At 70.0% G+C, this 26,304-nt stretch carries 28 protein-coding genes; 16 read left to right on the top strand and 12 right to left on the bottom strand.

Features of this window, described 5'->3' with window-relative positions:
• The first annotated feature begins 100 nt into the window (after positions 1–100).
• Positions 101–757: a HEAT repeat domain-containing protein gene (locus QE388_RS06350; RefSeq protein ID WP_307384003.1), complete on the top strand. Its 657-nt coding sequence runs from the start codon at positions 101–103 to the stop codon at positions 755–757.
• A gap of 63 nt (positions 758–820) precedes the next feature.
• On the opposite strand, the gene QE388_RS06355 is transcribed toward QE388_RS06350, so the two are convergent.
• Positions 821–1,213 (bottom strand): hypothetical protein, encoded by a 393-nt coding sequence (locus QE388_RS06355; protein ID WP_307384006.1) that lies wholly within the window; start codon positions 1,211–1,213, stop codon positions 821–823.
• 605 nt (positions 1,214–1,818) lie between these two features.
• On the opposite strand from QE388_RS06355, the gene QE388_RS06360 reads away from it, so the two are divergent.
• The 7 genes from QE388_RS06360 to QE388_RS06390 all read left to right on the top strand — a co-directional run bounded on the left by QE388_RS06360 (position 1,819) and on the right by QE388_RS06390 (position 10,960).
• Positions 1,819–2,835, top strand: coding sequence for a LacI family DNA-binding transcriptional regulator (locus QE388_RS06360; RefSeq protein WP_307384009.1), 1,017 nt, complete (start codon positions 1,819–1,821; stop codon positions 2,833–2,835).
• 138 nt (positions 2,836–2,973) lie between these two features.
• Positions 2,974–4,296 carry an ABC transporter substrate-binding protein gene (locus QE388_RS06365; RefSeq protein WP_307384011.1) on the top strand — a complete coding sequence of 441 codons (1,323 nt, stop codon included), beginning with the start codon at positions 2,974–2,976 and terminating at the stop codon, positions 4,294–4,296.
• A gap of 58 nt (positions 4,297–4,354) precedes the next feature.
• The gene (locus QE388_RS06370; RefSeq protein WP_307384013.1) at positions 4,355–5,317 is read left to right on the top strand and encodes a carbohydrate ABC transporter permease; all 963 of its coding nucleotides are present in this window, start codon (positions 4,355–4,357) and stop codon (positions 5,315–5,317) included.
• Entirely contained in the window at positions 5,317–6,243 is a 927-nt protein-coding gene (locus QE388_RS06375; protein ID WP_307384016.1) for a carbohydrate ABC transporter permease, read from the top strand. The genes QE388_RS06370 and QE388_RS06375 overlap by 1 nt, the downstream gene beginning before the upstream one ends.
• Positions 6,243–8,471, top strand: coding sequence for an alpha-xylosidase (gene yicI / locus QE388_RS06380; RefSeq protein WP_307384019.1), 2,229 nt, complete (start codon positions 6,243–6,245; stop codon positions 8,469–8,471). The genes QE388_RS06375 and yicI overlap by 1 nt, the downstream gene beginning before the upstream one ends.
• Positions 8,472–8,935: 464 nt before the next feature.
• The gene (locus tag QE388_RS06385; RefSeq protein ID WP_307384022.1) at positions 8,936–9,772 is read left to right on the top strand and encodes an alpha/beta fold hydrolase; all 837 of its coding nucleotides are present in this window, start codon (positions 8,936–8,938) and stop codon (positions 9,770–9,772) included.
• A gap of 150 nt (positions 9,773–9,922) precedes the next feature.
• Entirely contained in the window at positions 9,923–10,960 is a 1,038-nt protein-coding gene (locus tag QE388_RS06390) for a helix-turn-helix domain-containing protein (RefSeq protein ID WP_307384024.1), read from the top strand.
• Between the two features lie 137 nt (positions 10,961–11,097).
• Here the strand turns inward: QE388_RS06390 and QE388_RS06395 are convergent, their stop codons facing one another.
• Positions 11,098–11,820 carry an FAD-binding oxidoreductase gene (locus QE388_RS06395; protein ID WP_307384026.1) on the bottom strand — a complete coding sequence of 241 codons (723 nt, stop codon included), beginning with the start codon at positions 11,818–11,820 and terminating at the stop codon, positions 11,098–11,100.
• Entirely contained in the window at positions 11,817–12,410 is a 594-nt protein-coding gene (locus tag QE388_RS06400; protein ID WP_307384027.1) for a molybdopterin-dependent oxidoreductase, read from the bottom strand. The genes QE388_RS06395 and QE388_RS06400 overlap by 4 nt, the downstream gene beginning before the upstream one ends.
• Positions 12,411–12,508: 98 nt before the next feature.
• Here QE388_RS06400 and QE388_RS06405 point away from each other — a divergent pair, with 98 nt between their 5' ends.
• Both QE388_RS06405 and QE388_RS06410 read left to right on the top strand, forming a co-directional pair.
• Positions 12,509–12,643: a hypothetical protein gene (locus tag QE388_RS06405; protein WP_307384031.1), complete on the top strand. Its 135-nt coding sequence runs from the start codon at positions 12,509–12,511 to the stop codon at positions 12,641–12,643.
• A gap of 158 nt (positions 12,644–12,801) precedes the next feature.
• On the top strand, positions 12,802–13,044 hold the full coding sequence (locus QE388_RS06410) for a hypothetical protein (protein ID WP_307384033.1): 243 nt from the start codon (positions 12,802–12,804) through the stop codon (positions 13,042–13,044).
• A 52-nt stretch (positions 13,045–13,096) separates the two neighbouring features.
• Here QE388_RS06410 and QE388_RS06415 read toward each other — a convergent pair whose 3' ends face one another.
• Together QE388_RS06415 and QE388_RS06420 are read right to left on the bottom strand one after the other, a co-directional pair.
• Positions 13,097–13,360 (bottom strand): hypothetical protein, encoded by a 264-nt coding sequence (locus tag QE388_RS06415; protein ID WP_307384035.1) that lies wholly within the window; start codon positions 13,358–13,360, stop codon positions 13,097–13,099.
• Positions 13,361–13,578: 218 nt separating this feature from the next.
• Positions 13,579–13,959 (bottom strand): PadR family transcriptional regulator, encoded by a 381-nt coding sequence (locus QE388_RS06420; protein ID WP_307387066.1) that lies wholly within the window; start codon positions 13,957–13,959, stop codon positions 13,579–13,581.
• A gap of 172 nt (positions 13,960–14,131) precedes the next feature.
• Between QE388_RS06420 and QE388_RS06425 the strand changes: the two genes are divergently transcribed.
• Positions 14,132–14,437 carry a hypothetical protein gene (locus tag QE388_RS06425; RefSeq protein ID WP_307384038.1) on the top strand — a complete coding sequence of 102 codons (306 nt, stop codon included), beginning with the start codon at positions 14,132–14,134 and terminating at the stop codon, positions 14,435–14,437.
• Positions 14,438–14,593: 156 nt separating this feature from the next.
• On the opposite strand, the gene QE388_RS06430 is transcribed toward QE388_RS06425, so the two are convergent.
• A complete protein-coding gene (locus QE388_RS06430; protein ID WP_307384039.1) occupies positions 14,594–14,851 on the bottom strand; it encodes a hypothetical protein in 258 nt (85 codons plus the stop codon).
• 169 nt (positions 14,852–15,020) lie between these two features.
• Between QE388_RS06430 and QE388_RS06435 the strand changes: the two genes are divergently transcribed.
• Positions 15,021–15,269, top strand: a complete 249-nt coding sequence (locus QE388_RS06435; protein WP_307384041.1) for a hypothetical protein — start codon at positions 15,021–15,023, stop codon at positions 15,267–15,269.
• A gap of 657 nt (positions 15,270–15,926) precedes the next feature.
• Here the strand turns inward: QE388_RS06435 and QE388_RS06440 are convergent.
• On the bottom strand, positions 15,927–16,625 hold the full coding sequence (locus QE388_RS06440; protein ID WP_307384043.1) for a hypothetical protein: 699 nt from the start codon (positions 16,623–16,625) through the stop codon (positions 15,927–15,929).
• A gap of 376 nt (positions 16,626–17,001) precedes the next feature.
• On the bottom strand, positions 17,002–17,601 hold the full coding sequence (locus QE388_RS06445) for a TetR/AcrR family transcriptional regulator (protein WP_307384044.1): 600 nt from the start codon (positions 17,599–17,601) through the stop codon (positions 17,002–17,004).
• 143 nt (positions 17,602–17,744) lie between these two features.
• On the opposite strand from QE388_RS06445, the gene QE388_RS06450 reads away from it, so the two are divergent.
• Entirely contained in the window at positions 17,745–18,590 is an 846-nt protein-coding gene (locus QE388_RS06450; RefSeq protein WP_307384047.1) for a helix-turn-helix domain-containing protein, read from the top strand.
• Between the two features lie 130 nt (positions 18,591–18,720).
• On the opposite strand, the gene QE388_RS06455 is transcribed toward QE388_RS06450, so the two are convergent.
• Positions 18,721–19,707, bottom strand: a complete 987-nt coding sequence (locus QE388_RS06455; protein ID WP_307384049.1) for a GlxA family transcriptional regulator — start codon at positions 19,705–19,707, stop codon at positions 18,721–18,723.
• Positions 19,708–19,887: 180 nt separating this feature from the next.
• On the opposite strand from QE388_RS06455, the gene QE388_RS06460 reads away from it, so the two are divergent.
• From QE388_RS06460 to QE388_RS06470, 3 genes are read left to right on the top strand one after another with little or no spacing between them, the layout of a single operon-like run.
• Entirely contained in the window at positions 19,888–20,604 is a 717-nt protein-coding gene (locus QE388_RS06460) for an alpha/beta fold hydrolase (RefSeq protein ID WP_307384051.1), read from the top strand.
• Complete coding sequence (locus QE388_RS06465; RefSeq protein WP_307384053.1) at positions 20,604–20,969, top strand: UBP-type zinc finger domain-containing protein; 366 nt, start codon at positions 20,604–20,606, stop codon at positions 20,967–20,969. The genes QE388_RS06460 and QE388_RS06465 overlap by 1 nt, the downstream gene beginning before the upstream one ends.
• The gene (locus QE388_RS06470; protein ID WP_307384055.1) at positions 20,966–21,841 is read left to right on the top strand and encodes a DUF5996 family protein; all 876 of its coding nucleotides are present in this window, start codon (positions 20,966–20,968) and stop codon (positions 21,839–21,841) included. Before QE388_RS06465 ends, QE388_RS06470 begins: the two co-directional genes overlap by 4 nt.
• 239 nt (positions 21,842–22,080) lie before the next feature.
• Here QE388_RS06470 and QE388_RS06475 read toward each other — a convergent pair whose 3' ends face one another.
• The 3 genes from QE388_RS06475 to QE388_RS06485 are packed head-to-tail and all read right to left on the bottom strand — an operon-like array spanning position 22,081 to position 26,278.
• The gene (locus QE388_RS06475; protein WP_307384059.1) at positions 22,081–24,978 is read right to left on the bottom strand and encodes an FtsX-like permease family protein; all 2,898 of its coding nucleotides are present in this window, start codon (positions 24,976–24,978) and stop codon (positions 22,081–22,083) included.
• A complete protein-coding gene (locus QE388_RS06480; RefSeq protein ID WP_307384060.1) occupies positions 24,978–25,703 on the bottom strand; it encodes an ABC transporter ATP-binding protein in 726 nt (241 codons plus the stop codon). Before QE388_RS06480 ends, QE388_RS06475 begins: the two co-directional genes overlap by 1 nt.
• Entirely contained in the window at positions 25,700–26,278 is a 579-nt protein-coding gene (locus QE388_RS06485) for a PadR family transcriptional regulator (RefSeq protein WP_307384062.1), read from the bottom strand. Before QE388_RS06485 ends, QE388_RS06480 begins: the two co-directional genes overlap by 4 nt.
• Between the last annotated feature and the right edge of the window lie 26 nt (positions 26,279–26,304).

Raw genomic sequence — 26,304 nt, forward strand, 5'->3', positions numbered from 1 at the left:
CGCCCTGGTCGGGCGTCGAATTCGCCCTCGCTGGGAGAGTCGTCGCACCGGCCCCGGGTCTTTTGCGGCGTGCCACGCTGGAAGGACCGAAGGGATCATCATGACCGAACCCGCTCCGTCCGACCGGTTGCGCGCAGCGCTCGAGCACCCGGACGCGTCCGCCCGCCTCGAAGCCGCGCTCGCCGCCGGCACACGACCCGATGACAGCTACGTCGTCGAGCTCGTGGCGCGGTGCGCGGTCGAACCCGACTTCTTCGTGCGCGACATGCTGACCTGGGCTCTCACGAGGCACGATCCGTCGCGCGCGGTCGAGGTCCTCCTGCCCGAGGTGACGTCCGAGATCCCGCAGGCGCGCAGTCAGGCGCTGCACACCCTGTCGAAGATCGGCGACCCGATCGCGTTCGCGGCCATCACGCCCGCGGTGCTGCGCGACCCGCACCCCGAGGTGGCGCGAGCGGCCTGGCGCACGGCATCCGGTCTCGTTCCCGAAGGAGCGCAGGAAGACCTCGCCGACGAGCTCGCCACCCAGTTCGGACGGGGCGATCACGAGACCCAGCGGAGCCTGAGCCGTGCGTTCGCAGCCATCGGTTTCCGCGCCGAGGGGGCGATCGAGCGGGCGACGGTGTCGCCGTACGACGTCATCAGCGCGCACGCGCGGGCCACGGCGATCGTCATGGGCGACCCCGACACCGACTTCGCCGAAGCGGCCGTCGAGGCGCGGCGCGTCGTCGCGAAGCGGGCCCTTCCGCGGGACTGAGCCGCGCTCTCGCGTGCGGCGCGCGCGTGCGCGCGCGGGGCGAGGCCTCGAGCCCCGGGTACCTCAAGCGCGGAGCGGGTGTGCCGCGCGGGCAGAGCTGTGCAGGATGAACCAGGTCAGGCCGAGCATCGCGAAGATGCCCAGCAGAAGGGTCGCGGCGATCCCGAGATCGTTCGGCAGCGTCGTCACGGCGAGCACCGCCGCGGCGGCGGCACCGGCCACGACGACCGCGAGGGCGACCCATCGCACGACCGGCAACGCGACGAAGACGGCGACCACGAGGAGCACGCTGAGCAGGATCTCCGTGATCCCGGCGGCGAGCATCGGCGGCGACGCGAGGCCGAATCCCGTGAGAGCGACACCCACCGCCGCGAAGAAGGCGGCGGAGAAGGGGGTGAGGATCCGCGTCCGCCGTGCGAGCTTCTCGGGTGGCACGGGTGCAGCGTTTCCGCTCATGGGTCGTCCTCGGGGTGAAGTTCGTCGGATGCCGAGTGGTCAGGCTATCCCGGAGCGCGGGCGCGCGTCAGACGCGCGGCACCCCCGCGGCCCCCGCGCGGAGGAGCGCGACGCCGCTCGCCGTGAGCCCCACGACGTCGGCGGTCTTGATGCCGCCGAGGCCCGTGGCATCCGGTCGTCCTTGCCTTGGGGGGGAGGAGATTCGGGGAGGGGAGGGGGGATGCCGCGGCGCTCGTCCTCCCGTGCCGGTTTCTCCTCCGCTCGCCACCGCCTTCCTCCGCCCGGCGCGTGACCGGGGGAGGGCGAGGGGCGAGGGGAGGAGGGATGCGGCGGGTTCGTCCTCCGCGGTCCCCTGGTCCTCCGCTCGGCACCGCCTTCCTTCGCGGTGCGTGACCGGGGGAGGGTGAGGGGCGAGGGGAGGAGGGATGCGGCGGGTTCGTCCTCCGTCCATCCCAGGCTCTCCGCTCGTCACGCGTCGCGGCGCGAGCCCGGGCACCCGTTTTGTTGCGATCGCCAACTTAACTCTTGCGCTCCCCGGCGACCTGATCTACGTTTGCCATCGAAGCGCTTCCGAGAAGCGCTTCGACAGCCACGAAGGAGTCGCTATGGTCAAGATCGACGAGGTCGCCCGGGCTGCGGGCGTATCGATCAGCACCGTCTCCTACGCGCTCAGCGGCAAGCGTCCGGTCTCGGCCGAGACCCGCCTCCGCATCCAAGACGCCGTGCGCGAACTCGGCTACAGCCCGAACGCGGGTGCGCGCATGCTCGCCGGCAGCCAGACGAACATCTTCGCGCTGTCGGAACCGCTGCGCGCCGACTCGCACGCCCCGAGCCACATGTCGTTCATGCACGCGATGACCGTGGCCGCGCGCCGCAAGGAGTACGACATGCTCCTGCTCACCGACGAAGACGCCTCGGCCGGCATGAAGCGGGTCGCGCAGAGCGGACTCGTGGATGCCATCCTCGTGCTCGACGTCGCCCCCGACGACGCGCGGGTCGAGATCGCCCGTGCGAGCGCGACCCCGACGATCTTCGTCGGCATTCCCGACGACCACGACGACCTCGTCTGCGTCGACCTCGACTTCGAGCGTGCGACGATCGAGGCCGTCGACCGGCTCGCCGACGCGGGACACCGCGCGATCGGCCTCATCGGCGGATCGGAGCGCGCGTACGAGAAGTCGAACTTCCCCTCTCGCGTGCGCGCCGCCCTGTCGGAGCGCGCGACCGAGCGGAGGATGAGCGCCACGTCGGTGGCATCCGGTCCCGTCGTCACCGATCGCAGCCAGGTGCGTCGCGCGGTGCGGGCGTTCGTCGAGGCGGGTATCACCGGGATCGTGCTGCACGCGCCCGAAGAGGTGCTGCAGGTCGTGCTCGTCGAGCTCGCGGCCCTCGGCAAGAGCGTTCCGGGCGACGTGTCGATCGTGTCGGTCGGCAGCAGCTTCGACACCGACGCCCAGCCCACCCCGGTCGACTCGATCCCGCTCGTGCCGCAGAGCTCGTGCGAACTCGCCGTCGATCTCGCCATCGAGTTGATCGCCGGTCGACCCGTGGCATCCGGTCTCCATCTCATCGCCCCGACCTATCTCGAGCGTGGCTCCGTGGCCGCGGCTCCCTGCGCCTGACCCTCCAACTCCACATCTCGCTCTGTTCGCCCCTCATCGAAGCGCTTCGACGATTCTTCGACGCCGGGCACGCAGCGCATCCGCCCCCGCTAGCGGACCCACCTGAACCAGCGGAACACAGTGAAAGGAGTGCCAACGATGGCACGCACGAACGCACAACGACGCGCGACCCGAGCCCTCGCGGCCGTCGGCTCGATCGCCGTCGCCGCCCTCACCCTCTCGGCCTGCAGCGGGGGAGGCGGCGACGCCGGATCCACCGACGGCGCGGGCAAGACCCTCACGCTCTGGCACTACGAGGGAGCCGACAGCGCCATGGCGAAGGCCTGGAACGCGGCCATCCCGATCTTCGAGGAGAAGACGGGCGCGACGGTCAAGGTCGAGGAGAAGTCCTTCGAGCAGATCCAGAAGACCGCGAGCCAGGTGCTCGACACCGACGCCGCCCCCGACCTCATGGAGTTCAACAAGGGCAACGCGACCGCCGGCTTCCTCGCCAGCACCGGCCTGATCGCCGACATCGGCGACGCCGTCAGCGAGTACGGGTGGGATGCCAAGCTCGCCCCGTCGCTGCAGACCACCGCGAAGTACTCGTCCGACGGCGTCATGGGCGGCGACACCTGGTACGGCGTGCCGAACTACGGCGAATTCGTCGGGGTCTACTACAACCTCGACGCGTTCAAAGCGGCGGGCATCGAGGTGCCGACGACCTACGACGAGTTCGTGAAGGCCCTCGACGCGTTCGTCGCAAAGGGCATCACCCCGCTCGCCGAGGCCGGTGCCGAATACCCCCTCGGCCAGCTCTGGTACCAGCTCGCGCTGACGAAGGCCGACCGCTCGTGGGTCGACGACTACCAGCTGTACAAGAACCCCGTCGACTGGAACGGCCCCGAGGTCGACTACGCCTCGGAGACCCTCAAGGAGTACGTCGACAAGGGCTACATCGCTAAGGATGTCTCGTCGGTCAAGGCCGAGGACGCGGGCGTCTCGTTCATCAACGGCACCTCGCCGATCTTCGTCTCGGGCTCGTGGTGGTACGGCCGCTTCACCGAGGAGGCGGGCTTCGACTGGTCGCTCGCGACCTTCCCGAGCTCGAAGCTGTCGCTCGGATCGTCGGGCAACCTCTGGGTCGTGCCGGAGCGCTCGAAGAACAAGGACCTCGCGTACCAGTTCATCGACATCACGATGAGCCCCGAGATCCAGGCGATCATCGGCAACAACGGCGGCGTTCCCGTCGCGGCCGACACCGCCGACATCACGGATGCCAAGAGCAAGGAGCTGATCGACACGTTCAACGGCATCCTGACCGACGACGGACTGTCGTTCTACCCGGACTGGCCCGCCCCCGGCTTCTACGACGTGCTCGTCCAGGAGCTGCAGGGCCTGGTGACCGGGACGCAGGACCCCGCGACCACCAACGCCAACCTCGGGAAGAAGTACGACGAGGGCACCGCGGACTTCCGCTGACCCCGGTGGGGGCGGCGCGTCCCGTCGCCCCCACCTCTTCCGATTCGGAGACCCGCACATGGCCCTTCTGACCCGCCCGGCGCGCGTGGCCCTGCCACCCGAACAGCCGGCCATCCCCCAGCGCCGCGGTGGCACCGCCGGCTACTGGCTCTACCTGTTGCCCGGTTTCGTGCTGCTGCTGGTGATCGTGATCATCCCGCTGGTGTGGAACGTCTTCCTCACCTTCACGAAGTGGCGGGGCGTCGGCGACCCCGAGTTCATCGGACTCGACAACTGGACGAAGCTCCTCGCCGACGAGGACTTCTGGACGTCGTTCGTCAACTCGGTGTGGATGATCCTCGCGATGGTCGTCGTCCCGACGATCGTCGGTCTCACCGTCGCGGCGCTGCTGTTCGACGTGGTGGGGCGCAAGTTCGGCGGGAAGGTCGGCAGCTTCCTCCGCGCGACCTACTACCTGCCGCAGATCCTTCCCATCGCGGTGGCCGGCATCGTCATCGGCTGGATCGTCCGGCCCGGCGAGACCGGCGCGCTCAACCAGATCCTCGCGGGCCTCGGTCTGCCCTCGTACGACTGGCTCGGGCAGATGCCCTCGGCGCTCATCGTGCTGATGGTCGTGCTCGTGTGGGTGCAGATCGGCTACCCGGTCGTGGTCTTCATGGCGGCTCTGCAGCGGGTCGACCCCGAGCTGTACGAGGCCGCCGAGCTCGACGGGGCGAACTGGTTCCAGCGCTTCACCGCGATCACGATGAGCATCATCCGGCCCGAGATCTTCGTCGTGACCCTGACCTGCACGATCGCGGCGCTGAAGGTGTTCGGCCCCGTCTACGTGATCACGCAGGGCGGGCCCGCGGGCTCGACGATCGTCCCCGCGTACTACGCCTACCTCGAGTTCTTCACGAAGCGGAACGTCGGCTACGGCGCCACGATCGCGACGGTGCTCACGATCGTCGTCGTCATCGTGTCGATCGTGTTCATCCGGGTGCAGGGCTCGCTCGAACGCAAGGAAAGGGCGGGACTCTGATGGCCTCGGCATCCGTTCTCACCACGACCGCCGCCGAACGCCCGCCGCGGCGTCGCGCCGGTGGCCCGGGTCGCGGCGGCCGCGGCGGCCGCGGCGGCATGACCCGCCGCCGCCCGGTCGACTGGCTGCTGCTCGCGCTCGTCGTCGTCGGCGCGCTGCTCGTGCTCGCGCCGTTCTACCTCGTGCTCGTGAACTCGTTCAAGTCGCCGCTCGACTACGCGACCTCGGGGCCGCTCGCGCTCCCGCAGCAGCTCGACTTCGGCGGGATCGTCGACTTCTGGAACCGCGTGGACTTCCCCCGCAAGGTCGGCAACTCGATCCTCATCTCGGGTGTCGTCGCCGTGCTCGCGGTGCTCATCTCGGTGCTCAACGCCTTCGCGATCGGCATCGGGCGCGTGCGCGGGCGCACCGGCATCGTGCTGCTGTTCCTCATGGCGAACCTGCTCCCGCAGGAGGCGCTGCTGTACCCGCTGTACTACATGTTCAAATCGGTCGGCCTGTACGACAACGTCCTGTCGGTCATCATCGTCTTCACGGTGGTACAGGCGGCGTTCGGCACCTACCTGCTGTCGTCGGTGTACGGCACGTTCCCGCGCGAGATCCTCGAGGCCGCCGCGATCGACGGCGCGAGCCGCTGGCAGATCCTCTGGCGCGTGATCTTCCCGATCAGCCGCCCGACCCTCGCGGTGCTGCTCATCTTCTTCTTCATCTGGACGTGGAACGAGTTCCTCATCCCGCTGACGTTCCTGGCATCCAACGACAACCAGACGGTGCCGGTCGCGATCAGCGTCCTGCAGGGCGACCGTCTCATGGACGTCACCACCATCAGCGCGTCGGCGCTGCTCGGCATCATCCCGACGCTCATCTTCTTCCTCATCTTCCAACGCACGCTCACACGCGGCATCACGGCAGGAGCAGTCAAGTAATGAAGTTCACCGATGGGTTCTGGCTCATGCGTCACGGCGTGACCGTCGACTACGCGGCCGAGGCCTACGACATCAGCCGGACCGACGACACCCCGGACGGACCGGGGCTCGTCGTGCACGCGCCGACGAAGGTCATCGCGAAGCGCGGCGATGTGCTCAACCGGACGCTCCTGACCGTGACGCTGTCGTCGCCGCTCGAGGGGGTCGTGCGGGTGCGGATCGTGCACCACGACGGAGCCGGCCGCGGACGCGGGTTCGCGCTGCCGGGGGCCGTCGGCGGCGGCGGCGACGTCGATGTCGAGGCCGGCACCCTGAGCGCGGGGCGGCTCGTCGCGCGCATCGCGCCGGGCGCGCCGTGGGACCTCTCCTTCGAGCTCGACGGGCAGCGCGTGACCGGCAGCGGGCACCGGTCTCTCGGGCGGGTGAGTCTCGCGGCGGATGCCGACGTCGACGCCGGCGTGATCTCGAACCGAGGTGCGGACACCGGCATCCCGGCATCCCGTCACTTCATCCACGAACAGCTCGACCTCGGCGTCGGCGAGACGGTCTACGGGCTCGGCGAACGCTTCGGGCCGGTCGTGAAGAACGGTCAGACCGTCGACATCTGGAACGCCGACGGCGGCACCTCGAGCGAGCAGGCGTACAAGAGCGTGCCGTTCTACGTCTCGTCGGGCGGGTACGGCGTGCTCGTCAACGACCCGGGACACGTGTCGTTCGAGGTCGCGTCCGAGAACGTCGAGCGCGTGCAGTTCTCGGTCTCGGGCGAGGCGCTGGAGTACTTCGTCATCGCCGGCCCCACCCCGAAGGACGTGCTCGAGCGCTACACCGCACTCACCGGCCGCCCGCCCGTCGTGCCGGCGTGGTCGTTCGGCACCTGGCTCACCACCTCGTTCACGACCGATTACGACGAGCAGACCGTCACCTCCTTCATCGACGGCATGGCCGAGCGCGACCTGCCGCTGTCGGTCTTCCACTTCGACTGCTTCTGGATGCGCGAGTTCTCCTGGACCGACTTCACCTGGGACGACCGGGTCTTCCCGGATCCGGATGCCATGCTCCAGCGCCTCCACGACCGGGGCCTGCGGGTGTCGGTGTGGATCAACCCCTACATCGCACAGCGTTCGGTGCTGTTCGCCGAGGGGGTCGCGAACGGCTACTTCGTGCGCCGACCCGACGGGACGCCGTGGCAGTGGGACCTGTGGACGCCGGGCATGGCGCTCGTCGACTTCACGAACCCGGATGCCGTGCGCTGGTACCAGTCGCACCTGCGGCGTCTCATCGCGCAGGGCGTGGACTGCTTCAAGACCGACTTCGGCGAGCGGATCCCCACCGACGTCGTCTACTTCGACGGCACCGACCCCGAGCGCATGCACAACCTGTACGCGCAGCTGTACAACGCCGCGGTGCACGAGGTGCTGGTGGAGGAGCGGGGCGTCGGAGAAGCCGTGCTGTTCGCGCGCTCGGCGACGGCGGGTGGGCAGACGATGCCCGTGCACTGGGGCGGCGACAACTCGTCGACCTTCGCCTCGATGGCGGAGACGCTCCGTGGCGGCCTGTCACTCGCGTGGAGCGGCTTCTCGTTCTGGAGCCACGACATCGGCGGCTTCGAGGGCACCCCCGACCCGGCCGTGTTCAAGCGCTGGATCGCCTACGGGATGCTGTCGTCGCACAGCCGCTTCCACGGCTCGGACTCGTACCGGGTGCCATGGGCGTTCGACGAGGAGGCGGTCGACGTCACGCGCCTGTTCTCGCGCCTGAAGCTGCGGCTGATGCCGTATCTGTACGCGGCGGCACGGGAGGCTGCGGCCACGGGCGTTCCGGTGATGCGGCCGATGGCGCTCGAGTTCCCCGACGACCCCACGACCCTGTACCTCGACCGCCAGTACATGCTCGGCGGCGATCTTCTCGTGGCGCCGGTGTTCTCGGCATCCGGAGACGTGTCGTTCTATCTGCCCGAGGGGGAGTGGACGCACCTGCTCACCGGGGAGCGGGTGGTCGGCGGCGGGTGGCGTCGCGAGACGCACGGCTTCGACTCGCTGCCGCTGTACGTGCGGCCGGGGGCCGTGCTGCCGTGGGGCGCGCGCGAGGACCGGCCCGACTACGACTACCTCGACGGGCTGTCGCTGCGGGTGTTCCCCGGCGGCTCGGGGGTGGCCGAAGTCACGGTGACGGCGCCGGACGGGCGGAGCGAGACGTTCCGGGTGGATCGGGCTGAGGTGACGGAGTAGGGGTCGCGGGGGCGCGGCGTCGCGGGGGCGCGGCTGCGGGCGGAGGGGGCTGAGCTTGTCGAAGCTCCCGGTCCCTTCGACAGGCTCAGGGACCTCGGTGGGGCTCCGGGAGCGGGGTGGGGCTCAGGGACCTGGGTGGGGCTCCGGGATCTGGCGCGTGACCGGGGGAGGGCGAGGGACCAAGGGAGGACCGGTGCCTCGGGGTCGTCCTCCGTGCGTCCCTCGTCCTCCGTGGATCACGCGGGACCGGGCGCGAGGCTCGTCGCGCGGGTCGCGGGAGGGGAGGAGATTCGGCCTGGGGAGGAGGGATGCCGCGGCCCTCGTCCTCCCGTCCCGAGATCTCCTCCGCTCGCCGGGCGCCGGCGGTTCTCGACGAACGTCTGATGCTCGCGCGGGAGCCGCGGAGTTGAGTGGTCGAGCCACATTCGTGGCGCACTCGTCGAGACAAGGAAGAGGGCAACGTCATGGCATTCGTGACCACCGAAGACGGCGCGGAGATCTACTACAAGGACTGGGGCAACCCCGAGGCGCAGCCGATCGTGTTCCACCACGGCTGGCCCCTGTCGTCCGACGACTGGGATGCGCAGATGCTCTACTTCCTCGGCAAGGGCTACCGCGTGATCGCGAGCGACCGTCGCGGTCACGGACGCTCGTCGCAGATCGGCACGGGCCACGACATGGACCACTACGCCAGCGACGTCAGCGCCGTGGTCGAGCACCTCGACCTGCGCAACGCGGTGCACGTCGGCCACTCCACCGGCGGCGGCCAGGTGGCCCGCTACGTCGCGAAGCACGGCGAGCCCCAAGGCCGTGTCGCCAAGGCCGTCCTGGTCGCGGCCGTGCCGCCGCTCATGCTGCAGCGCGACGACAACCCCGAGGGCACCCCGCTGTCGGTGTTCGACGGGTTCCGTGAGGCCCTCGCGGCCAACCGTGCCGAGTTCTTCGAGGCCGTGGCATCCGGTCCTTTCTACGGATTCAACCGCGAGGGCGTCACCCCCTCGCAGCCGGTCATCGACAACTGGTGGCGCCAGGGCATGACGGGCAGCGCGGTCGCGCACTACGAGGGCATCAAGGCGTTCTCCGAGACCGACCAGGAAGCCGACCTCCGAGCCATCACCGTGCCCGTGCTGGTGCTGCAGGGCGACGACGACCAGGTCGTGCCGTACAAGGCTGCGGCGCTCCGCCAGCACGAGATGCTCGCCAACTCGACGCTGAAGATCTACGAGGGCTACCCGCACGGCATGCTCACCACGCACGCCGATGTGATCAACCCCGACATCCTGGCGTTCATCCAGTCGTGAACCCCTGACGAGAGGCGCATTCCGGGGGATCGGGGTGCGCCTCTCGCGCGTCGTGGGAGCGGTACCGTGTGTGCGAGAGGGCCACGCTGCCGCGGGCCTCGCCGACGTAGCGTGTGAGGACCCCCACCGGAACGCACGCGAGGAGTCGGGATGTATCCGCCGCAGATCGTGGACCAACTCTCGACCATGCTGGGCCGCCGGGTACGTCTGCGCGAGACGACGTATCCGGCGGTCGCCGACCGCGAGGCCGTGTGCGTCGACGTCCCGTTCGGTCGGGGAGCGGCCTATCTGCGCGTCGTCGGCGCCGTGCAGAGCGAGCTCGGCCCGTTCGAGTGGGCCGTGATCGACGCGGCGGCGTACCTGCTCGACCTCGGGGCGGGCCTGGCCGCGTCGCGAGACACGGTGCTCACTGCACTGATGGATGCCGACCGCCGAAGGCGGCGCGACGCCCTCGGCGAGGTGCGCGCCCGGCGGTGGATCGATGGCCGCGCCGACGATCTCGATGTGCTCGTGATCCGGCTCGATCCCGCCCGCGAGCTCGCGGTCACGGCATTCGGTCGGCACCTCGCGCTCACCCTGCACGGAGCGGTGCACTTCGTCGGCATCCGTGAAGAATCCGCCGTCTTCCTCGCCGCGCCCGTGCGCGACATCGACGAGCTGACGGATGCCGTCTCCCGAGAGGCCGCCGTGCACGGGGTCGTGCCGCGGGGTCTCGGGATGGCGACGTGCGGCGGAGACGAGACCGACATCGACGCCGCCGTCGAGCGGGCGATCGCCTCCGCGCGGCTGCGCGCGACGCTGCCCGACCAGGTCGTGTCGGTGCGCGCCGAAGACCTCGGTGGGTGGGCGCTCATGCACACGGTGCCGCGCTCGCGTCCCCTGCTGCACCAGGCCTGCCCGGCCGCCTTCGACCTGCTGGCCCTCGACGATCCGACGCCGCGCGAGACGGTGGAGGCGTACCTGGATGCCGCCGGCCGCGTGCCCGTGGCCTGCGAGAGGCTGCACATCCACCGCACGACGCTGTACTACCGGCTCGAGCACCTGCCCGAGTCGGTGCGCGCCGCGCTCGCCGACGGCCTGCAGCGGAGCACCCTGCACCTCGCGCTCAAGCTGCTGCGGCTGTGGGAGGAGGAAGCGGTCGAGGCGCCGGTGATCCCGCTGCGCGAGGAGGGGTTGCTGCGGGCGTGACGGGCTCGCCGTCGCGACGCAGCGCGGGGTGAGCGGAGGGCGAGGGGTGAGCGGAGGGCTGTGTCGCGGCATCCGTCCTCCCTGCGTCCCTGGTCCTCCGCTGACCACGGCCGAGGCGATCACGAGGCCCGATCCTGCTACGCCCCGCCGAAACGCTCCGTGCGCACCCGGAGCGGCGGGTGACCGACGGCGACGACGGCATCGGCCGTCGCCTCGACGAACGCGGTCGGCCCGCAGATGAAGATGAGGGGTCGCTCCGCGGGCGGGATCGTCAGGCGCTCGAGCTCGGCCATCGACACGCGCCCCGCGGCCCGCGGCGATCCGGGCGGGGCGAGGCGCGTGTGGATCCACTCGGTCGGGATGCCGAGGGCCCCGAGCCGGTCGATCTCGTCGGCGTACATGGCATCCGGTGCCGAACGCACCGAGTACAGCAACCGGAAGGGCTGGGCGGTGCCCGCGGCCGCGCGCGCCCGGGCGATGGAGAGGAGCGGGACGATGCCCGAGCCGCCGGCGATGAGCTGCACGGGCGACGGGTCGCTCTCGCGCCACACGAAGTACTGACCGAGCGGGCCCTTCACCTCGAGGAAGTCGCCGGGACGCACCTCTTCGACGAGGTAGGGCGAGACCTCGCCGCCGTCGACCTCGTCGACGGCGAGCTCGACGCTGTTCCCGGGGCCGAAGCTCGCGATCGAGTACGAGCGCTCGGCCTGGTAGCCGTCTTCGGCGGTGAGGCGGATGTCGAGGTGCTGCCCGGGGACGCTCCCCGTCCAGCCCGGGACGTCGAGCACGAGCGAGCGGGCGTGCGCGGTGAGGCGGGTGACCGACGCGACGTGCGCCGGCAGCCAGGGCGTCGCCGTCACCAGTACCGCTCTTCGCGCCACGGATCGCCGTGCATGTTGTAGCCGTTCTGCTCCCAGAAGCCGGGATCGTCGCGCGGCTGCATGACGAGACCGCGGACCCACTTCGCGCTCTTCCAGAAGTACAGATGCGGGACGAGCAGGCGCGCGGGCCCGCCGTGCTCGGGGGCGAGGGGCTTGCCGTCGAACTCGAAGACGACCCAGGCCTTGCCGCCCATCAGGTCTTTCACCGGCACGTTCGTCGTGTAGCCGCCGTACGAGTGCGCCATCACCGAGGGCGCGGCACTGTCGATGTCGGCGAGCAGCGTGTCGACCGAGACCCCGCGCCAAGAGGTGCCGAACTTCGACCACCGGGTCACGCAGTGGATGTCGGTGTGCACGTCTTCGATCGGCAGCGCGTGGATCTCATCCCACGTCCAGGTCGTCGTCGCGCCCGTCTCGGTGCGGATCGCGAACTGCCACTCGTCGAGTCGGATGCGAGGGGTCGGGCCCGCGGACAGCACGGGGAAGTCGTCGGTGAGGTACTGCCCCGGGGGGAGCTGCGGGTCGGACGCGCGTCGGCGGGTCCCGAAACCCCTGCTGAATTCGGCCATGACGCCTCCCTGGCCCCGACCCTACTCGCGGGGTCCGACACCCGGCTTCGACAATTGACGCACTTCCGCGGTTCCGCAGCTACATCCGCGAAGACGTGATGCACACCGACGCACCCCTTACCGGAGAGGTGGTCACGACCTACCCGCGCAGCCTCGCGACCGCCAACGCGATCGACGACTACAAAGACCTCGCCCTAGAGCTCACGAGCCTCTGGGTCAATGGAAAGAGATAGGGGACCCCCATGGCACGCAGAACCCTCTCGTCCCTCGTCGGGCGCCTCGACGACGACCAGCCCGTCGAGGCCACACAGCCGGCCCCGTTGCCCCCGCGCCGGATCAGAAGCCCTCAAGGCCCGCGAACTGCCCCAGGGGCGCCCAATGGGGGTGTGATGTGAGCCCGGAATTGCAACGGAACCTGACCGCCGCGGTCCTCGTCATCGCCAGCCTCGGCATCGGCTACGGACTGCGCAGTGCCTTCCCGCCGTACGAGGTGATCACCACCCCCGTGGTGATCGACGAAGCTCTCTGGCGTGCGATGCTCAGTGGCCCCCCCGGATGGCCGGCGTCTTCGCCGTCATCGCCGCAGCAATCGCCTTCACACCCGCCATCCTTTCGACCCGAGCTCACCAATTGAGGGCCACGCCGGACATTCGGCGTGGCCCTCAACGTTGCCGGTGCGGGCGGGGTCAGGGGATTTGCTCGCCATCGGTCGGGTTCATGCGTCCGGCGATGATGAGGGTGCTGACATCGATGGTCTCCGCGGGCGGGTCGTCCTCGAGCGACGCCCAGGTGATGTTGTCAGCGTCGGGGCCGGCGCTGGCGACGCGGATGCGGTGATCAATGGTGTCGCTGAGCCAGCCGGTTCCCACGGCCACGCCCCCGGCCAGGAGGACGGAGAGGCTGAGGGCCCCCGCGGCGAGTTTGGTGAGAGGGGCAACGAGAGGGTGCATGGTCCTGCCTTTCGAGCGTTGTTCCGGAAGATCCGCGGACTCGACGGGGCCACGGCTGGTCGCTGTGGCTGTCAGCGCACCGACAGCCACGGAGAGAGGTGAGATACCCAACTCGGGGGCATCGCGGAGGTCAGCGGCCCACTGCTCGCTTCGATCAGCACGACACGAACGAGGCGACAGCCGCACGGCGACACCGACGAGCACCGTTGAGAGAGTTGTCATGAGGTAGCCAACCGTCCCGGTCGCGCAGGCGCCGCGGCGCTCTGCTTAGCCGCGTGCGCGGCGATCACCGATCGCGCCGCGGGAGAACCCTCCGCAGTGAGTCGATACAACCGCCGACGCGGACCCGAACGAGCCGGGTCGTCTTCCCACTCCGAGGTGAGCCACCCTTGCCGCTCCAACCGCTCCAGGATCGGATACACCGTGCCCGCAGGGCGCTGCGTTTCTTTGATGATGCGCAGCCCCCACGCGGGCCCGGTCGTCCCCAGCAGGACGCCGAGGACGTCGATGGTTGGTTGCGTCACACGCTGAAGAGGCTCCACGCGCACTATTCTATATATATCGTCTCTATTGTCCAGCTGACCCGATCGGACATCCATCGCCGCGAGACATGCGCCACCAGGCGTTGCGATCCACACGCCCGCTGCCGCGGAACAGATCTCGGTGTCCACTCTGTCCGCGGGCTACGGAAGGCGCCACCAACGATTTTCTATTCGAGCGAACTCCTGCTGAGGAGTTCCGACGAGAGGCAGAAGATGGTTAGGTGCCGCCATGGCTACGGGACGCGATCGACGCGTGGGCTACTCCATCGAGTGCACTGTCTGCATCATCGTCATCGACGAGGGCGTCGAGAAGAAGCTCGTGCATGAGCGTCCACAGGTGCAGCTCCCGAATCGACCCCTCACGCCGCAAGGGTGCGCGCGGGCGCTAGAAGTCGCCAACGATGCTCAACTTACGAACGAAGCGAAGTGGATCTTCAGTGACATGAAGAGCAAGGGCCGGATCGGGGAGAAGGCCGAGCTGGGCGCGGTGTTCATTGCCCGGACGGCCGCCGCTGCTCTGGAGATGCGCCTCTGAGGACGGAGCGGGTGCTTCGTGAGCATGGCGGCCGCCGTAGACGCGGCGGGGAGGGCCTGGTTTTCGACGTCTTCCAGGTCGGGGATGCCTGGTACGTGCACCGCTCGTGCGGCTAGGTGATGCCCCGGGGGGCGGCATCACCTAGCCGCACGAACCTCAGTGCGGGTAGTCGTTCTCGTTCGCTACGAGGATGACGCGCAGCATGTCATCGGAGAACCAGAACGCGGTGTACACCGTCCCGGGGATGTGCGTCGACCACCAGCTGCGCGAGCTGATGAATCGGTTCCGGGGGTCGGCCTTAGCCTCGTCGACGTCGGCGGCGATGCGCTCGAGCGCGTCGTACAGCTTGTCGCTCTCGCGATCGCTCATGGTCGCCTCGACGGCAAGCGACTCGTCACTCAGAAAGATGTGCATGCGCCAACTTTACCAGAGTGGGGCAAGTCGGCATATTCCACGGTGCCCCATTTCGTGCTACGGTAAAGCGGTGAACTGCTGAAGGGGAACCTTCGGCAGAGTGGGGCGGCCAACAGAGCCGCTGCAACAACGCATCACTACGACCCCTCAACAGTGCGGAAACCTCACCATGACTCTTGTGCACACCGATAGCCGGGGCCGAGTCAGCCTCGGAAAGATCCTCCAGCCAGAACGCGACTACCGCGTCACCACCGGCCCTCACGGCGTTGTCGTGATGGAACCGGTCACCGCCATCAGCGACTACGAGCGCGCCCTACTTGCAAACGAAGGGCTCGTCGCAGCCCTCGAGCGCGGCCGCGAGCAGATCGAGAACGGACAGGGGCGCGTCTTCACCGGGCGCCGCACCTCTCAATCCTGAGCACCGAGAGGGCTCCGACTCCGAAACGGGAGTCGAGCCCTCTCGGCATTATGTGAGCGGTACGCTCGTCCAGCGGGGCCCCACTCTCAGGCGCTGCCCGCTCGCAATCGAGGGTCGGCCATGACGAAGCCGCGAATCGTTCGATTACCAATACCCGAACCTTGCGGCCCTCTGCGTCGGTGAAGGGGTGTCGTTGGTTGAACATGTCCAGCAAGAACTTGCAATCGTTGGCGCCGTTGCCACGGTTGTACTCATTGCCCGGGAATGCCCCGTTCTCCCACGAGACGTGCGGACTCCATTAGAACGCGCTCGTTACTGCGCCGGGGCCCGCCGGGCAACATCAGTCCGAGAAGGAACTCAACGTGGCCTCCGGCGAACACGATCTGTCGGACGCTGTGTGTGAAATGGGAGGGGATCTGATCCGCTCGCCCAGATAAGGCGTCGAGGCTGGCCGCGTGACCCTGTGCAGAGCCCAGAGATCCCCACAACCTTGCGTCGGAGGAGCGATGTTCACCGGGACGCCAGCGTGGCCCTCAGGCGTCCGGATAGGGATGGTTTACCGGACGGCGTGGCGCAGAGCGGGGGCATCACTGAGAGTGCGGGTGGGGCCGCGGGACTCGGCTGGAGAGCGGTGACGGGCCTTTCGTCGCGAGAGGTCTACAGTCCGGCGATGTGGCTCAGGAGTGCAGCGGTTGCCGCGGCGACCCACGCCTTCACGCTGTCAGCGGCTCCGCTCTTCGCTGAGTCTGCCAAGTCTCCGATCACACCGTTGACGCCGTGGAGTGCGCGCTTTACGGCGCTTGGCTTCTCGGCCTCGCGCGCAGCGGTCGTTGCGTCCGTCAAGGCTTCCTCGATCTCTTCGAGTTCACCCGCATTCAGCGCTTCACGCGGAATAGTGTTGCGAATCTCACCGAGGGCGCTGACGACGTCCGGGTAGTGCACTGTCTGGTTAGTGAGCTGCAAGGTGTTGCCATCGCCAACAGCAAACTGGTTGACGCCCCCGTTGACGACGATATGAGGCTCCGCGAAACGACGTGCGACGTGACGCCTTTCGACGAGCTGGGCCTTCCAGTGGTCGTTGCCGTGACCAAAGGGGTCCTTACTGAACTCGTAGCGATCGATCGCATACTCGATCACACCACCCCGGGGATCTTTGCGTTCGACCAGATCGCCCTCATGCACAGGGGCCGTGGGTGGGAAGGTCGCCTCCCCATCCGTGAGTAGCACTTCGATCGTGAAGGCTGGCTTCGCAGGGTCCGCCGGCCGCACTACTACGTCCTCTCCACCGAAGTGTCCGAAGAAGCTGCTCACCGCACGAATTCCGGGCTCGCGGCGAAGCTCGTCATCAGTCGACATGCAGCGAGCATAGGTCCAGCTCCTGACTCCAAGTAAGTCTCGATAGCCGATCAGCCCGAGAGAGGGGATTATTGGCATCCGAGTAGCGAAGTTCGCCATGAATCCCGCCGTCGGCTCAGCCCCGGCATCCAGCGACGTCGACGCGACGGACGCGGCCCGCCCCCGGCACCTGGGGCGGAATGGGCAGATATTGCGCTGGATAGCGTCGAACTCAGGTCTGGCTGAGGGAGGCGGGGAGGGCGTCACGTTGTCGCGCGCGGAAGCCGCACGAGGGACAAGGTGTCTTCGATCTGTGGGGGCTTTCCGAGCAGCAAGCCGACAAGAACGTGACGCAGACAGGCGCGCCACCGCTCAGCACGGTCGAGCAGCAGCTCGGTCAGGCGCCCTGCCACACCGAGGCTCGGGCCGAGTGCGCGGCGAGAGCCGCGAGACGCTCGTGCGGGACGCGGAGGCGACTCAGCTGGATGAGCCCCTGGGATGCCAGCACCGTGCGCTCGGCATGAGCGGCGGCCTCGTCGGCATCCAGGGTCAGATCGTGTTCCGCCGCGGTGCGGAGGAACGTCTCCGCCAGCACGCGCTCCATTCGCGCGGTCGTCGCCGTCGAGATGTCGAGCACCTCGGGGAAGCGATCGCCGAGCTCGACGATCGTGTTGAGCATCAGGCATCCCCGTCGATCCGCGGACGAGCCGCACTCGTCGACCACGCGCTGGAGGAACTGCCCGGCCACCACCGCCAGGTCGGTGGCCGGCGCGGACGTTGCCTCGGCCACGAACGCCACGCGCCCTTCGCAGTACCGGCGGAAGACGCAGAGGAACAGCCCGAGCTTGCTCGCGTACGCCGCGTACAGGCTGCTGGTGCCGACTCCGGATGCCACGGCCACATCTTCCATCGAGGTGCGGTCGTATCCGCGCGACCAGAACAGCTCCTGCGCGGCATCCAGGAGCTGATCTTCGTCGTATCGCCGGGGTCGACCCACGCGGCCACGGTACCCGTTGCACCCCCGCCCTCTTCAACGGGCACGTCCGGTTCTCGCGCAATCGTGTCCGTTTGCGTCGCACGGTCGGACGGCGCCGCGCGGAGAATTGGAGCGACCGTTCCATTACTCGGCGGAGGATGCGCGTGACGACCTCGAGTGGCCCGCTGGCCGAGTTCCTGCGCGACCGACGCGAGTCGCTCACGCCCGCGCAGGTCGGGCTGTCGGACTCGTCGCGCCGCCGCGTCCGGGGCCTGCGTCGCACCGAGGTGGCCGAGCTCGCCGGGATCAGCGCCGACTACTACCTGCGCATCGAGCAGGGGCGGGGCCACCGCCCCTCGGCAGAGGTGCTCAGCGCCCTCAGCCGCGCGCTCCTCCTCGACGTGTACGGCGACGAGCACCTGCACCGCGTCGCGAACCTGTCGGCGGGGCACGAGGCGCCGGCCGTCAGCGACGAGGTCCCCGCGGGCATCCGGGAGTTGCTCGACCTGCACCCCGAGACGCCGGCGTACCTGTCGAACGGCACCCTCGACGTCATCGGGGTCAACGAAGCGGGCCGTCTGCTCGCGCCCGGGGGTCTGCGCCCGGGACTCAACCTCGTGCTGTCGGTGTTCGAGCACTATCCCGACCCGCACTCGGAGTCGCACTGGCGCCGAACTGCGAGCAACCTCGTCGCGTCGCTGCGGTATCACGCGGACCCGCGCAGTCCCCGGTTGCGGCACATCGTCGACACGCTCAGCGCCACCGATCCGCGCTTCGTCGAGCTGTGGCAGCGGTGCGAGGTGCGACCGCACACGAGCTCGTGGCCGCTCGTGTACATCGAGTCCCACGGGTGGGTGGGGCTGCGCAGCGAGACGTTGGCGATCCCTGCATCCCGAGGCTGCACGATGACCCAGTTCTTCGCCGGACCGAACACCCCCGGGGTCGAGGCGCTGCGCGATCTCGTGCGGCGGGCGTACGGGCGGGAGCCGCGCGTCGAGCCGAGCGCGTGAGGAGCGGAGCGCGTGACGAGCGGAGGGTCAGGGACGGAGGAAGGGCGACAGTCCGCGCCTGATCCTCCCCTCGCCCCTGATCCTCCGCTCGTCCCCGCTCCGCCCGACGCGGACGCCCCCGGTGGTCGATCTACGCCGACAGCTCCTCGGCCTGCGGCGCGACCGTCGAGCGGAACCGCTGCTGATACCCCGACGGCGTCACGCGGTAGCGCGCGAGGAAAGCGCGGCGTAGGGCCGCAGGCGAGCCGAAGCCGGCCGCGGCGGCCGACTGGGCGATCGAGACCCCCGACTCGAGCAGGTTGACCGCGAGCTCCAACCGCAGCGACGCGATGTAGGCGGCCGGAGTGACGCCCAGCTCGTCGCGGATGACGCGGGTGAGGTGCCGCGGACTGACGTTCACGTGCGCCGCGAGCTCGGTGACGCTCGTGGGCCGGGTCGGATCGTCGGAGACGTAGTCGGCGACCGCGCGGGCGATGCTCGTGCGCGGGGCCGGCATCTTCAGCGCCGCGGAGAACTGCGACTGCCCGCCCGAGCGGCGCATGTACACGAGAAGGTGCTGGGCGACGCTGCGCGCGACCTCGGCGCCGAGGTCGTCTTCGACCAGTGAGAGCGCGAGGTCGATGCCCGCGGCCACCCCCGCCGAGGTGTAGATGTCACCCTGCTTGGTGAAGATGCGCTCCGAGTCGACCGCGACCCGGGGGTAGCGGCTGGCCAGCGCGTCGGCGAACTTCCAGTGCGTCGTCGCGGGGTGACCGTCGAGGAGGCCCGTGGCGGCGAGACCGAACGCGCCGCTGCAGATCGACGCGATGCGTCGCGCCTGGCGCGCGAGGTCGGTGATCGCCCGCTGCAGGTCGGGGTCGTCGAACACGCCCGGTGCCCGTTCGCTCCCCGGGATGATCACCGTGTCGAGCGGCCCGCTCTCGGACGCGGCGCCGTCGACGCCGATCCGCAGGCCCATGAACGCCGTGACATCGGCGCCGGTGGGCGAGTAGAACCGGAGCTCGTAGGCATCCGTCGTCAGGTTCGTCTCGGAGAACACTTCGGCCGGCCCCACGAAATCGAGCGCCTTGACCCCGTCGAACAGCAGAATTCCGACTCGACGTCGTTGTCCCGTCATCCGCTGCTCCCCGTCTCGACCCTTCCTCCAGCCTGTCACCGATCCCGTCTCGACGGGGATCCGCTTTCGACATCTGTCGAGCGTGATTCTCGACGAATGCCCCTGCCGCCCCGGTGCCGCGCTGCCTAGCGTGGGCACCCACTCGCGGCGACTCGGCCGCGACGAGAGGAGTGGCATCCGATGTCCGAACAACCCACGATCGTCCTCGTCCACGGAGCCTTCGCGGATGCCGCGAGCTGGGCACCCGTGACCCGCGCGCTGCTCGACCAGGGGTACACCGTGCGGGTTCCCGCCGTGCCGAACCGCAGCCTCATCGGCGATGCGGCGTACATCCGCTCGGTCGTCGAGCAGATCGAGGGACCGGTGCTGCTCGCCGGGCACTCGTACGGCGGTGCCGTGATCACCGTCGCGGGTGTCGCGGAGAACGTGGTGGGCCTGGTCTACGTCTCGGGCTACGCGCTCGAAGAGGGCGAGAGCCTCGGGCAGTTGCAGGGCGGCTTCCCCGACTCCGACCTCGCGCAGCACCTCGTCTACACGCCGTTCCCGATCGAGGGCGGCGAGCCCGGCACCGACGTGTCGGTCGAGGTCGCGGCCTTCCCCGACGTCTTCGCGCACGGTGTGCCGCTCGAGCGGGCCGAGGTGCTCGCCGTGTCGCAGCGCCCGCTCGCCACGCTCGCGTTCGGCGAGAACGCGCCGGTCGCTGCCTGGAAGACGAAGCCCGCCTGGGGCATCGTCTCGAGCGCCGATCACACGATCAACCCCGACGTCGAGCGCTTCGGCTACCAGCGCGCGGGCCTGCGGACGGTCGTCGAACTCGACGCGCCGCACCTCGTGATGCAGAGCCACCCCGCGGAGGTCGCGAAGGTCATCACGGACGCCGTCGCCGAGCTCGCCTGATGACCACGGCCGAGCAGATCGACCGGGGCGTCCCCCCGAGCGGGACCGGATGCCAGGAGTGCGACACGAGCGGAAGCTGGTGGGTGCACCTGCGCCGGTGCGTCGCGTGCGGACACGTCGGCTGCTGCGACTCGTCGTTGAACCGTCACGCGACGGCCCACTTCCACGCGACGGGGCACCGCTACATCCAGAGCTTCGAGCCGGGCGAGGTGTGGTGGTGGGACTACGAGACCTCGGCGGTCGTGCACGGCCCCCCGCTCGCCCCGCCGACGACCCACCCCGTCGACCAGACGGTCCCGGGGCCGGAGGAGCGGCTCCCCGCGGATTGGGAGGAGCAGCTCGCCGCTCGCCGAGGAGACGAATGACCGAGCCGTTCCCGCGCCTCGCGGTGGCCGACTGGCAGGGCACCCGGGACACGCTGCACATGTGGCTGCAGATCGTGGGCAAGATCCGCATGGTCTCGTCGCCTCCGGTCAACCACTACTGGCACGCGACGCTGCGTGTCTCGGCGCGCGGACTGAGCACCGGGGCCTTCGATGCCCCCGGTGGCCTGCTCGACATCGAGTTCGATCTGATCGCGCACCGGCTCGGCATCCGGTGCAGTGACGGACGCGAGATCGCGCTGCCTTTCGCCGGCCTCTCGGTCGCGGACTTCTACGCCGCGGTCTTCGGGGCGCTGCGCGAGTTCGGGGTGCACGCCGAGATTCACGCATGGCCCAACGAGGTCGAGGTGGCGCTGCCGTTCGCCACTGACACCGTGCACGCGACGTACGAGCCCGAGCACGCGCACGCGTTCTGGCGGCAGCTGGTCTACGCGCAGCGGCAGCTCGAGGCGTTTCGCGCCGGATTCCGAGGCAAATGCAGCCCGGTCCACTTCTTCTGGGGAGCGCTCGACCTCGCGGTCACGCGGTTCTCGGGCCGTCCGGCCCCGGTGCACCCGGGAGGCGTGCCGCACTGCCCCGACGAGGTGATGCGCGAGAGCTACTCCGACGAGCTGAGCAGTGCGGGCTTCTGGCCCGGCGGCGGTGACGAGGGGGCGTTCTCCTCGTACGGGTACCCCGTTCCGGCGGGGTTCGCGTCGGCGGTCGTGCCGTCGGAGGCGTTCTTCAGCGAAGGGGTCGGAGAGTTCCTGCTGCCGGCCGAGCGGGTGCGGACGGCGTCCGATCCCGACGCGCTCGTGCAGGAGTTCCTGCGCGCGACGGCGCGGGCGGCGGCGGAGAGGGGTGGGTGGCCCTGAGGGGGGCGGCTTTCGCGAGGGTGGTGAGGGGAGGAAACGCGGTGACGGGAGGACGGATGCCGCGGGCTCGATCCTCCGCTCCCGGAATCTCCTCCGCCCGACACGCGGGTGCGCGTGATCAGCCCGAGAAGGGGGCTTCGGCCCCCACCCGCCACGCGCACACGTCGTTGCGTTCCGGAGGCGTCGGCCCCGCCCCACGCGCCGTTGGACGCATGGCATCCACGCTCGGAAAGCCTCGCTCAGTCCACCCGCCGGACCGCGCGTCGCGGCGGGCGCGCCACGAGCAACACCCCGACGAGCGACGCTCCGACCACCACGACCGCGAGCAGGCCCTGGAGGTCCCACAGCGGGATCGTCTGCAGCCACGACCCGGGACTCCCGGCGAACCGCGACCACGCCACCACGTACGAGCCCATCGCGAGTCCCGCGCCGAGCCCGAGCGGCACCCCGAGGAGGAGGATCAGCGACCCCTGCGCGAGCGCGACCCGACGCAGGAACCGCGGGGTCGCGCCGACCGCGTACATCGTGGTCGCATCGCGCCGGGCCTGGGTGCGCGCAAGCAGCAGCGACACCGTGGTCGCGACGACGGCGAGGGCGGCCAGGGCCAGGACCGGTGCGAGGCCCGCGGCATCGCCCCACGGGTCCACGTTCTGCGGAATGGCGATCGTGACGAGCGAGGTGTGGGCGGTGACGATCTGGCGAGCGCGGTCCACCTCGCCCGCGGTGAGCGGTCGCGAGGTCAGCACGTACTCGCCCACGAAGTCGAACTGGGTGATCCCGAGCGCGCGGGCCGTCTCGGGCGAGACCGTGAGCGGCGGAGCGAACCCGCGCAGGAAGGCGCCGGGAACGGGCGTGATCGATGAGGCACCCTCTTCGCCGGGGAACATGTCGGCCCCGACCGCGAGCCGTACCTCCCCCTCACCGCTGAGCTTCGTCGCATCGTTGACGATCGCCCCGCCCGCCTCCAGCACGTCGGCGGCGGCGTCTGCCCCGGCGATCCCCGACGCGCGGACCGCGCCCGGCGACAGGACGTAGGTGTTCGTGCCGCCCATCCACGCGAGGCTCATGCTCTGCGAGTAGCCGTCGACCGCGTCGCGGCAGGTCACGGCCTCGCCGGGGTCGAGCACCGCGGGCGCGTCCGGGGCGAGGCCGGCCGGGCAGGTCTTCCCAGGCGCGGGGAGCGCTTCGATGTGCTGCGAGCCGCCGACCGCAGTGGTCTCGATCGGGAGCGTGCCGGTCACGGGGAGCTCCTCGGCCAGCGCGCGGGTGGCGTCGGCGAACACCAGTCGGTCGAACGCGGGCGAGACGGGCACGAACGTGCCCAGCACGACGTGCCCGGCGCCGACCATTTGTCCCGTGGAGTCGCGGTTGTTCTGCGTTCCCGACCCGGTCACGACGAGCAGAGCGGATGCCGCGAGCACCGCGACCAGCACGCCCGCGGCCGCGGGGACCACACGTGTCGGGTGATCGAGACCGTCGCGCACGGCCAGTCGGAGCGCGAGGGGAGCGCGCCCCGCGGTGCGACCCGCGACGGAGAGGAGCGCCCGGATGCCGAGGACGAGAGCGCTCGCGCCCAGGACGACGGTCGCGGCGACCAGCAGGGCCGACGAGGGGTCGACCTGGCCGGGCGCGCGGTACTCGACGGGAAGCTGAGCGAGGTCGTCACGGAACGCTCCGGCCCGCGCGAACGCTCCCCACCCCGCGACCACGGCGAGCACCGCGAGCAGCACGGGAAGCACTGCTCGCGCGATGACGCGGGCGCGGCGCGGTGCGGTGGGCGCGGCGACACGGTCTCGGACCACGTCGACCGGTTCAAGGCGTGCGGCGCGGCGAGCGGGACCCAGAGTGGCGACGAGCCCGATCACCACGGCGATGGCGACGCCCGCGAATGGCGCCCACACCGGGAACCGGGTCCACATGTTCGCGTCGGGGTAGACCGCCGCGATGAGGAGCGCGCCACCCGCGATGCCGAGGCCGACGCCCACGAGGCCACCACCGGCGCCGACGAGGCCACCCTGCAAGAGGATCGTGCGTCGCAGATCACGCGGAGTGGCCCCGGCGACGGCGGCGAGGCCGAGCATCCGGCGCGACTCGTCGGCCGCCACCGCGAACGCGGGCGTCACGAGGCCGAGGACGAGCAGTGCCCCCACGAAAGCGACGAGCACCGCCACCGCCGCGCGCTCCATGAGCGCCTTGGCATCCGTCTCGACGGGGTAGAGCGCGCCGGCGGGTGGGTAGTTCTCGAGCACGTCGCGCGAGACGGCGAACGTCTGCAGAGCGTTCAGCTCTTTCGCGTTCTCCCACGTGACCGGCGCCTCGCCCACGACGAGCCAGCGCCCGTCGATCCCGACGGGGTCGGCGGCGATGAGGCGCGACATCCAGCCCGCGGGCGCCCACGCCGTCTGCTCGGCGCCGGGTGCGATGCCGCTCACGCGGTACCCGCGCTGCACGTTCTGGACGACCTCGCCGAGGCGCCCCTCCCCCGTGCTCCCGTACCACCCCGACCATGGCGGGGCCACGAGAGACACGTCGTCGCCGACGGTGAGGCCCAGGCGATCGGCGAAGGCTCGCGAGACGACCGCTTCGGTGTCGTCGGTGGGCATCCGCCCCTCGTCGAGGGCCGGGATCAGGATGCCGAGCCCCTCGGCATCCGCTTCGATCAGGCGCCCGGTCGACAGCGTCGAGACGTCGATGTCGGCTGACGCCACGTCGGCTCCGGCAGTGCTCTCGACTCCGGGAGCGAGATCCAGCCCCGTCGTCGCGATGAGGTCGAGCGAACGCCAGAACGGGATGAGGCGGTCGCCCGGGGGAAGAGCGCGCGCGAGTTCGTCAGCCGTCGGGGGTGTGGTCTGAAGGTCGCCGTCCCAGGGGCCGGGGGCTCCCTCGGGGAGTTGGGGGAACGGTGGCGCCTCGCGCGGCAGGGTGGTCGCGGTGAGAACGGCCTGCGCGTCCGACGGGATGCTCGCGAGGGCCTGGTCGCGCGACGGCGTCGGGGCCTGCTGGACGGCTGCCCACGCCACGAGCGCGGCGATCGGCAGCGCGATGAGCAGGCACGACAGCACCGTGCGAAGCCCGTGTGCGCGCGTGTCGCGGAGAGCGAGCCGAAGAGTCGGTCGCCACGAGAGGATGCCGCGCATCAGACGACCCCGGATGCCTCGGCGAGCAGCGCGTCGGGATCGCTCGGCCCCGTCTGGTCGACGATGCGTCCGTCGCGCAGGAAGATCGTGCGGTCGGCCCACGCGGCGAAACGCGGTTCGTGCGTGACCATGAGCACCGCCGCCCCGCGATCGGCGCGGTCGCGCAGCACCTCCAGGACGGCGGTGCCGGTGGCCGAGTCCAGGGCGCCGGTCGGTTCGTCGGCGAGCACGAGTCGGCGTGCCCCGACGAGGGCGCGAGCGATCGCCACGCGTTGGGCCTGCCCACCCGACAGCTCATCGGGGCGGCGGTCGGCGACATCGATCAGCCCGGTGTCGGCGAGGACGTCGAGCGCGGCCCGGCGCGCGCGGCGCGCGGAGTGGCCGTCGAGCTCGAGGGGGAACGCCACGTTCTCGGCGGCGGTCAGGGAAGGGAGGAGGTTGAAGTCCTGGAAGACGTACCCGACGCTCCGCCGGCGAAGGAGCGCGAGCTTCGTCGCGTCGAGACCGCTGATGTCGGTGCCTTCGAGGAGGACCTGCCCTGACGTCGGCCGATCGAGTCCTCCCGCGAGGTGGAGCAGCGTCGACTTGCCCGAGCCGGATGGCCCCATGACGGCCACGAACTCGCGCGGGCGCACGATCAGGTCGGCGTGGCGCAGGGCGGTGACCTCGCGGGCTCCCTGGCCGTGAACGCGGGTCGCGCCGCGCAGCTCGAGGACGGCGGTCATCGCGCGCTCCGCTCACGCGGCGCGGTCGGCGTCGTCCGTGATGCCCGGCGCGTGGCATCCGGAGTCCGATGCCGCGCGGCGGTCTCTTCGACATCGTCGAGCCAGCGCAGCTCGGCCTCGGTCAGGAAGACGTGGTTGTCGAGCACGAGACGTCCCGCGATGTCGTCGGCGTCGAGCCCACGGCGCAGGCGCGTGAGGTCGTGGAGCGTGCGGTGGGTGGCGCTGCGCTGCTTCTGCACGAGGTCGTGCACGTCGAGGTCGCCGAGGGCCACCGCGAGGGCGAACTTGATGACGAGCTCGTCGCGCCCGCGCTGGGCCGGGGAGACGGGGTCGGCCCACCAGGCCTCGAGCTCGCGATGCCCCTGGTCGGTGAGATGCCAGGGGCGGGCGTCGTCGTCATCGTGCTCGTCGCGCACGACCAGGCCGTCACGCTGCAGCCGCTGGAGGGTCGATGACACCTGGCCGATGTTCAACGGCCAGGAATTGCTCGTCGTCTCGTCGAAGTCCTTCCGCAGCTGGTACGTGGTCGAGGGCTGCCGCGAGAGCAGCGCGAGCAGAGCGAACTTGACGGACATCGAACCTCCAGGGTTACTGAGTAACC

This window comes from Microbacterium sp. SORGH_AS_0969 (assembly GCF_030818255.1).
GTDB lineage: Bacteria > Actinomycetota > Actinomycetes > Actinomycetales > Microbacteriaceae > Microbacterium.

Excerpts from the sequence above, each read along its gene's own strand:
- QE388_RS06465 (WP_307384053.1), top strand. The coding sequence starts at position 20,604 with ATGACCACGGCCGAGCAGATCGACCGGGGCGTCCCCCCGAGCGGGACC.
- QE388_RS06485 (WP_307384062.1), bottom strand. The coding sequence starts at position 26,278 with ATGTCCGTCAAGTTCGCTCTGCTCGCGCTGCTCTCGCGGCAGCCCTCG.
- QE388_RS06365 (WP_307384011.1), top strand. The coding sequence starts at position 2,974 with ATGGCACGCACGAACGCACAACGACGCGCGACCCGAGCCCTCGCGGCC.
- QE388_RS06460 (WP_307384051.1), top strand. The coding sequence starts at position 19,888 with ATGTCCGAACAACCCACGATCGTCCTCGTCCACGGAGCCTTCGCGGAT.
- QE388_RS06420 (WP_307387066.1), bottom strand. The coding sequence starts at position 13,959 with ATGGATGTCCGATCGGGTCAGCTGGACAATAGAGACGATATATATAGA.
- yicI (WP_307384019.1), top strand. The coding sequence starts at position 6,243 with ATGAAGTTCACCGATGGGTTCTGGCTCATGCGTCACGGCGTGACCGTC.
- QE388_RS06430 (WP_307384039.1), bottom strand. The coding sequence starts at position 14,851 with ATGCACATCTTTCTGAGTGACGAGTCGCTTGCCGTCGAGGCGACCATG.
- QE388_RS06475 (WP_307384059.1), bottom strand. The coding sequence starts at position 24,978 with ATGCGCGGCATCCTCTCGTGGCGACCGACTCTTCGGCTCGCTCTCCGC.
- QE388_RS06470 (WP_307384055.1), top strand. The coding sequence starts at position 20,966 with ATGACCGAGCCGTTCCCGCGCCTCGCGGTGGCCGACTGGCAGGGCACC.
- QE388_RS06350 (WP_307384003.1), top strand. The coding sequence starts at position 101 with ATGACCGAACCCGCTCCGTCCGACCGGTTGCGCGCAGCGCTCGAGCAC.
- QE388_RS06390 (WP_307384024.1), top strand. The coding sequence starts at position 9,923 with ATGTATCCGCCGCAGATCGTGGACCAACTCTCGACCATGCTGGGCCGC.
- QE388_RS06355 (WP_307384006.1), bottom strand. The coding sequence starts at position 1,213 with ATGAGCGGAAACGCTGCACCCGTGCCACCCGAGAAGCTCGCACGGCGG.
- QE388_RS06405 (WP_307384031.1), top strand. The coding sequence starts at position 12,509 with ATGCACACCGACGCACCCCTTACCGGAGAGGTGGTCACGACCTACCCG.
- QE388_RS06425 (WP_307384038.1), top strand. The coding sequence starts at position 14,132 with ATGGCTACGGGACGCGATCGACGCGTGGGCTACTCCATCGAGTGCACT.
- QE388_RS06435 (WP_307384041.1), top strand. The coding sequence starts at position 15,021 with ATGACTCTTGTGCACACCGATAGCCGGGGCCGAGTCAGCCTCGGAAAG.
- QE388_RS06370 (WP_307384013.1), top strand. The coding sequence starts at position 4,355 with ATGGCCCTTCTGACCCGCCCGGCGCGCGTGGCCCTGCCACCCGAACAG.
- QE388_RS06415 (WP_307384035.1), bottom strand. The coding sequence starts at position 13,360 with ATGCACCCTCTCGTTGCCCCTCTCACCAAACTCGCCGCGGGGGCCCTC.
- QE388_RS06440 (WP_307384043.1), bottom strand. The coding sequence starts at position 16,625 with ATGTCGACTGATGACGAGCTTCGCCGCGAGCCCGGAATTCGTGCGGTG.
- QE388_RS06400 (WP_307384027.1), bottom strand. The coding sequence starts at position 12,410 with ATGGCCGAATTCAGCAGGGGTTTCGGGACCCGCCGACGCGCGTCCGAC.
- QE388_RS06360 (WP_307384009.1), top strand. The coding sequence starts at position 1,819 with ATGGTCAAGATCGACGAGGTCGCCCGGGCTGCGGGCGTATCGATCAGC.
- QE388_RS06480 (WP_307384060.1), bottom strand. The coding sequence starts at position 25,703 with ATGACCGCCGTCCTCGAGCTGCGCGGCGCGACCCGCGTTCACGGCCAG.
- QE388_RS06385 (WP_307384022.1), top strand. The coding sequence starts at position 8,936 with ATGGCATTCGTGACCACCGAAGACGGCGCGGAGATCTACTACAAGGAC.
- QE388_RS06455 (WP_307384049.1), bottom strand. The coding sequence starts at position 19,707 with ATGACGGGACAACGACGTCGAGTCGGAATTCTGCTGTTCGACGGGGTC.
- QE388_RS06375 (WP_307384016.1), top strand. The coding sequence starts at position 5,317 with ATGGCCTCGGCATCCGTTCTCACCACGACCGCCGCCGAACGCCCGCCG.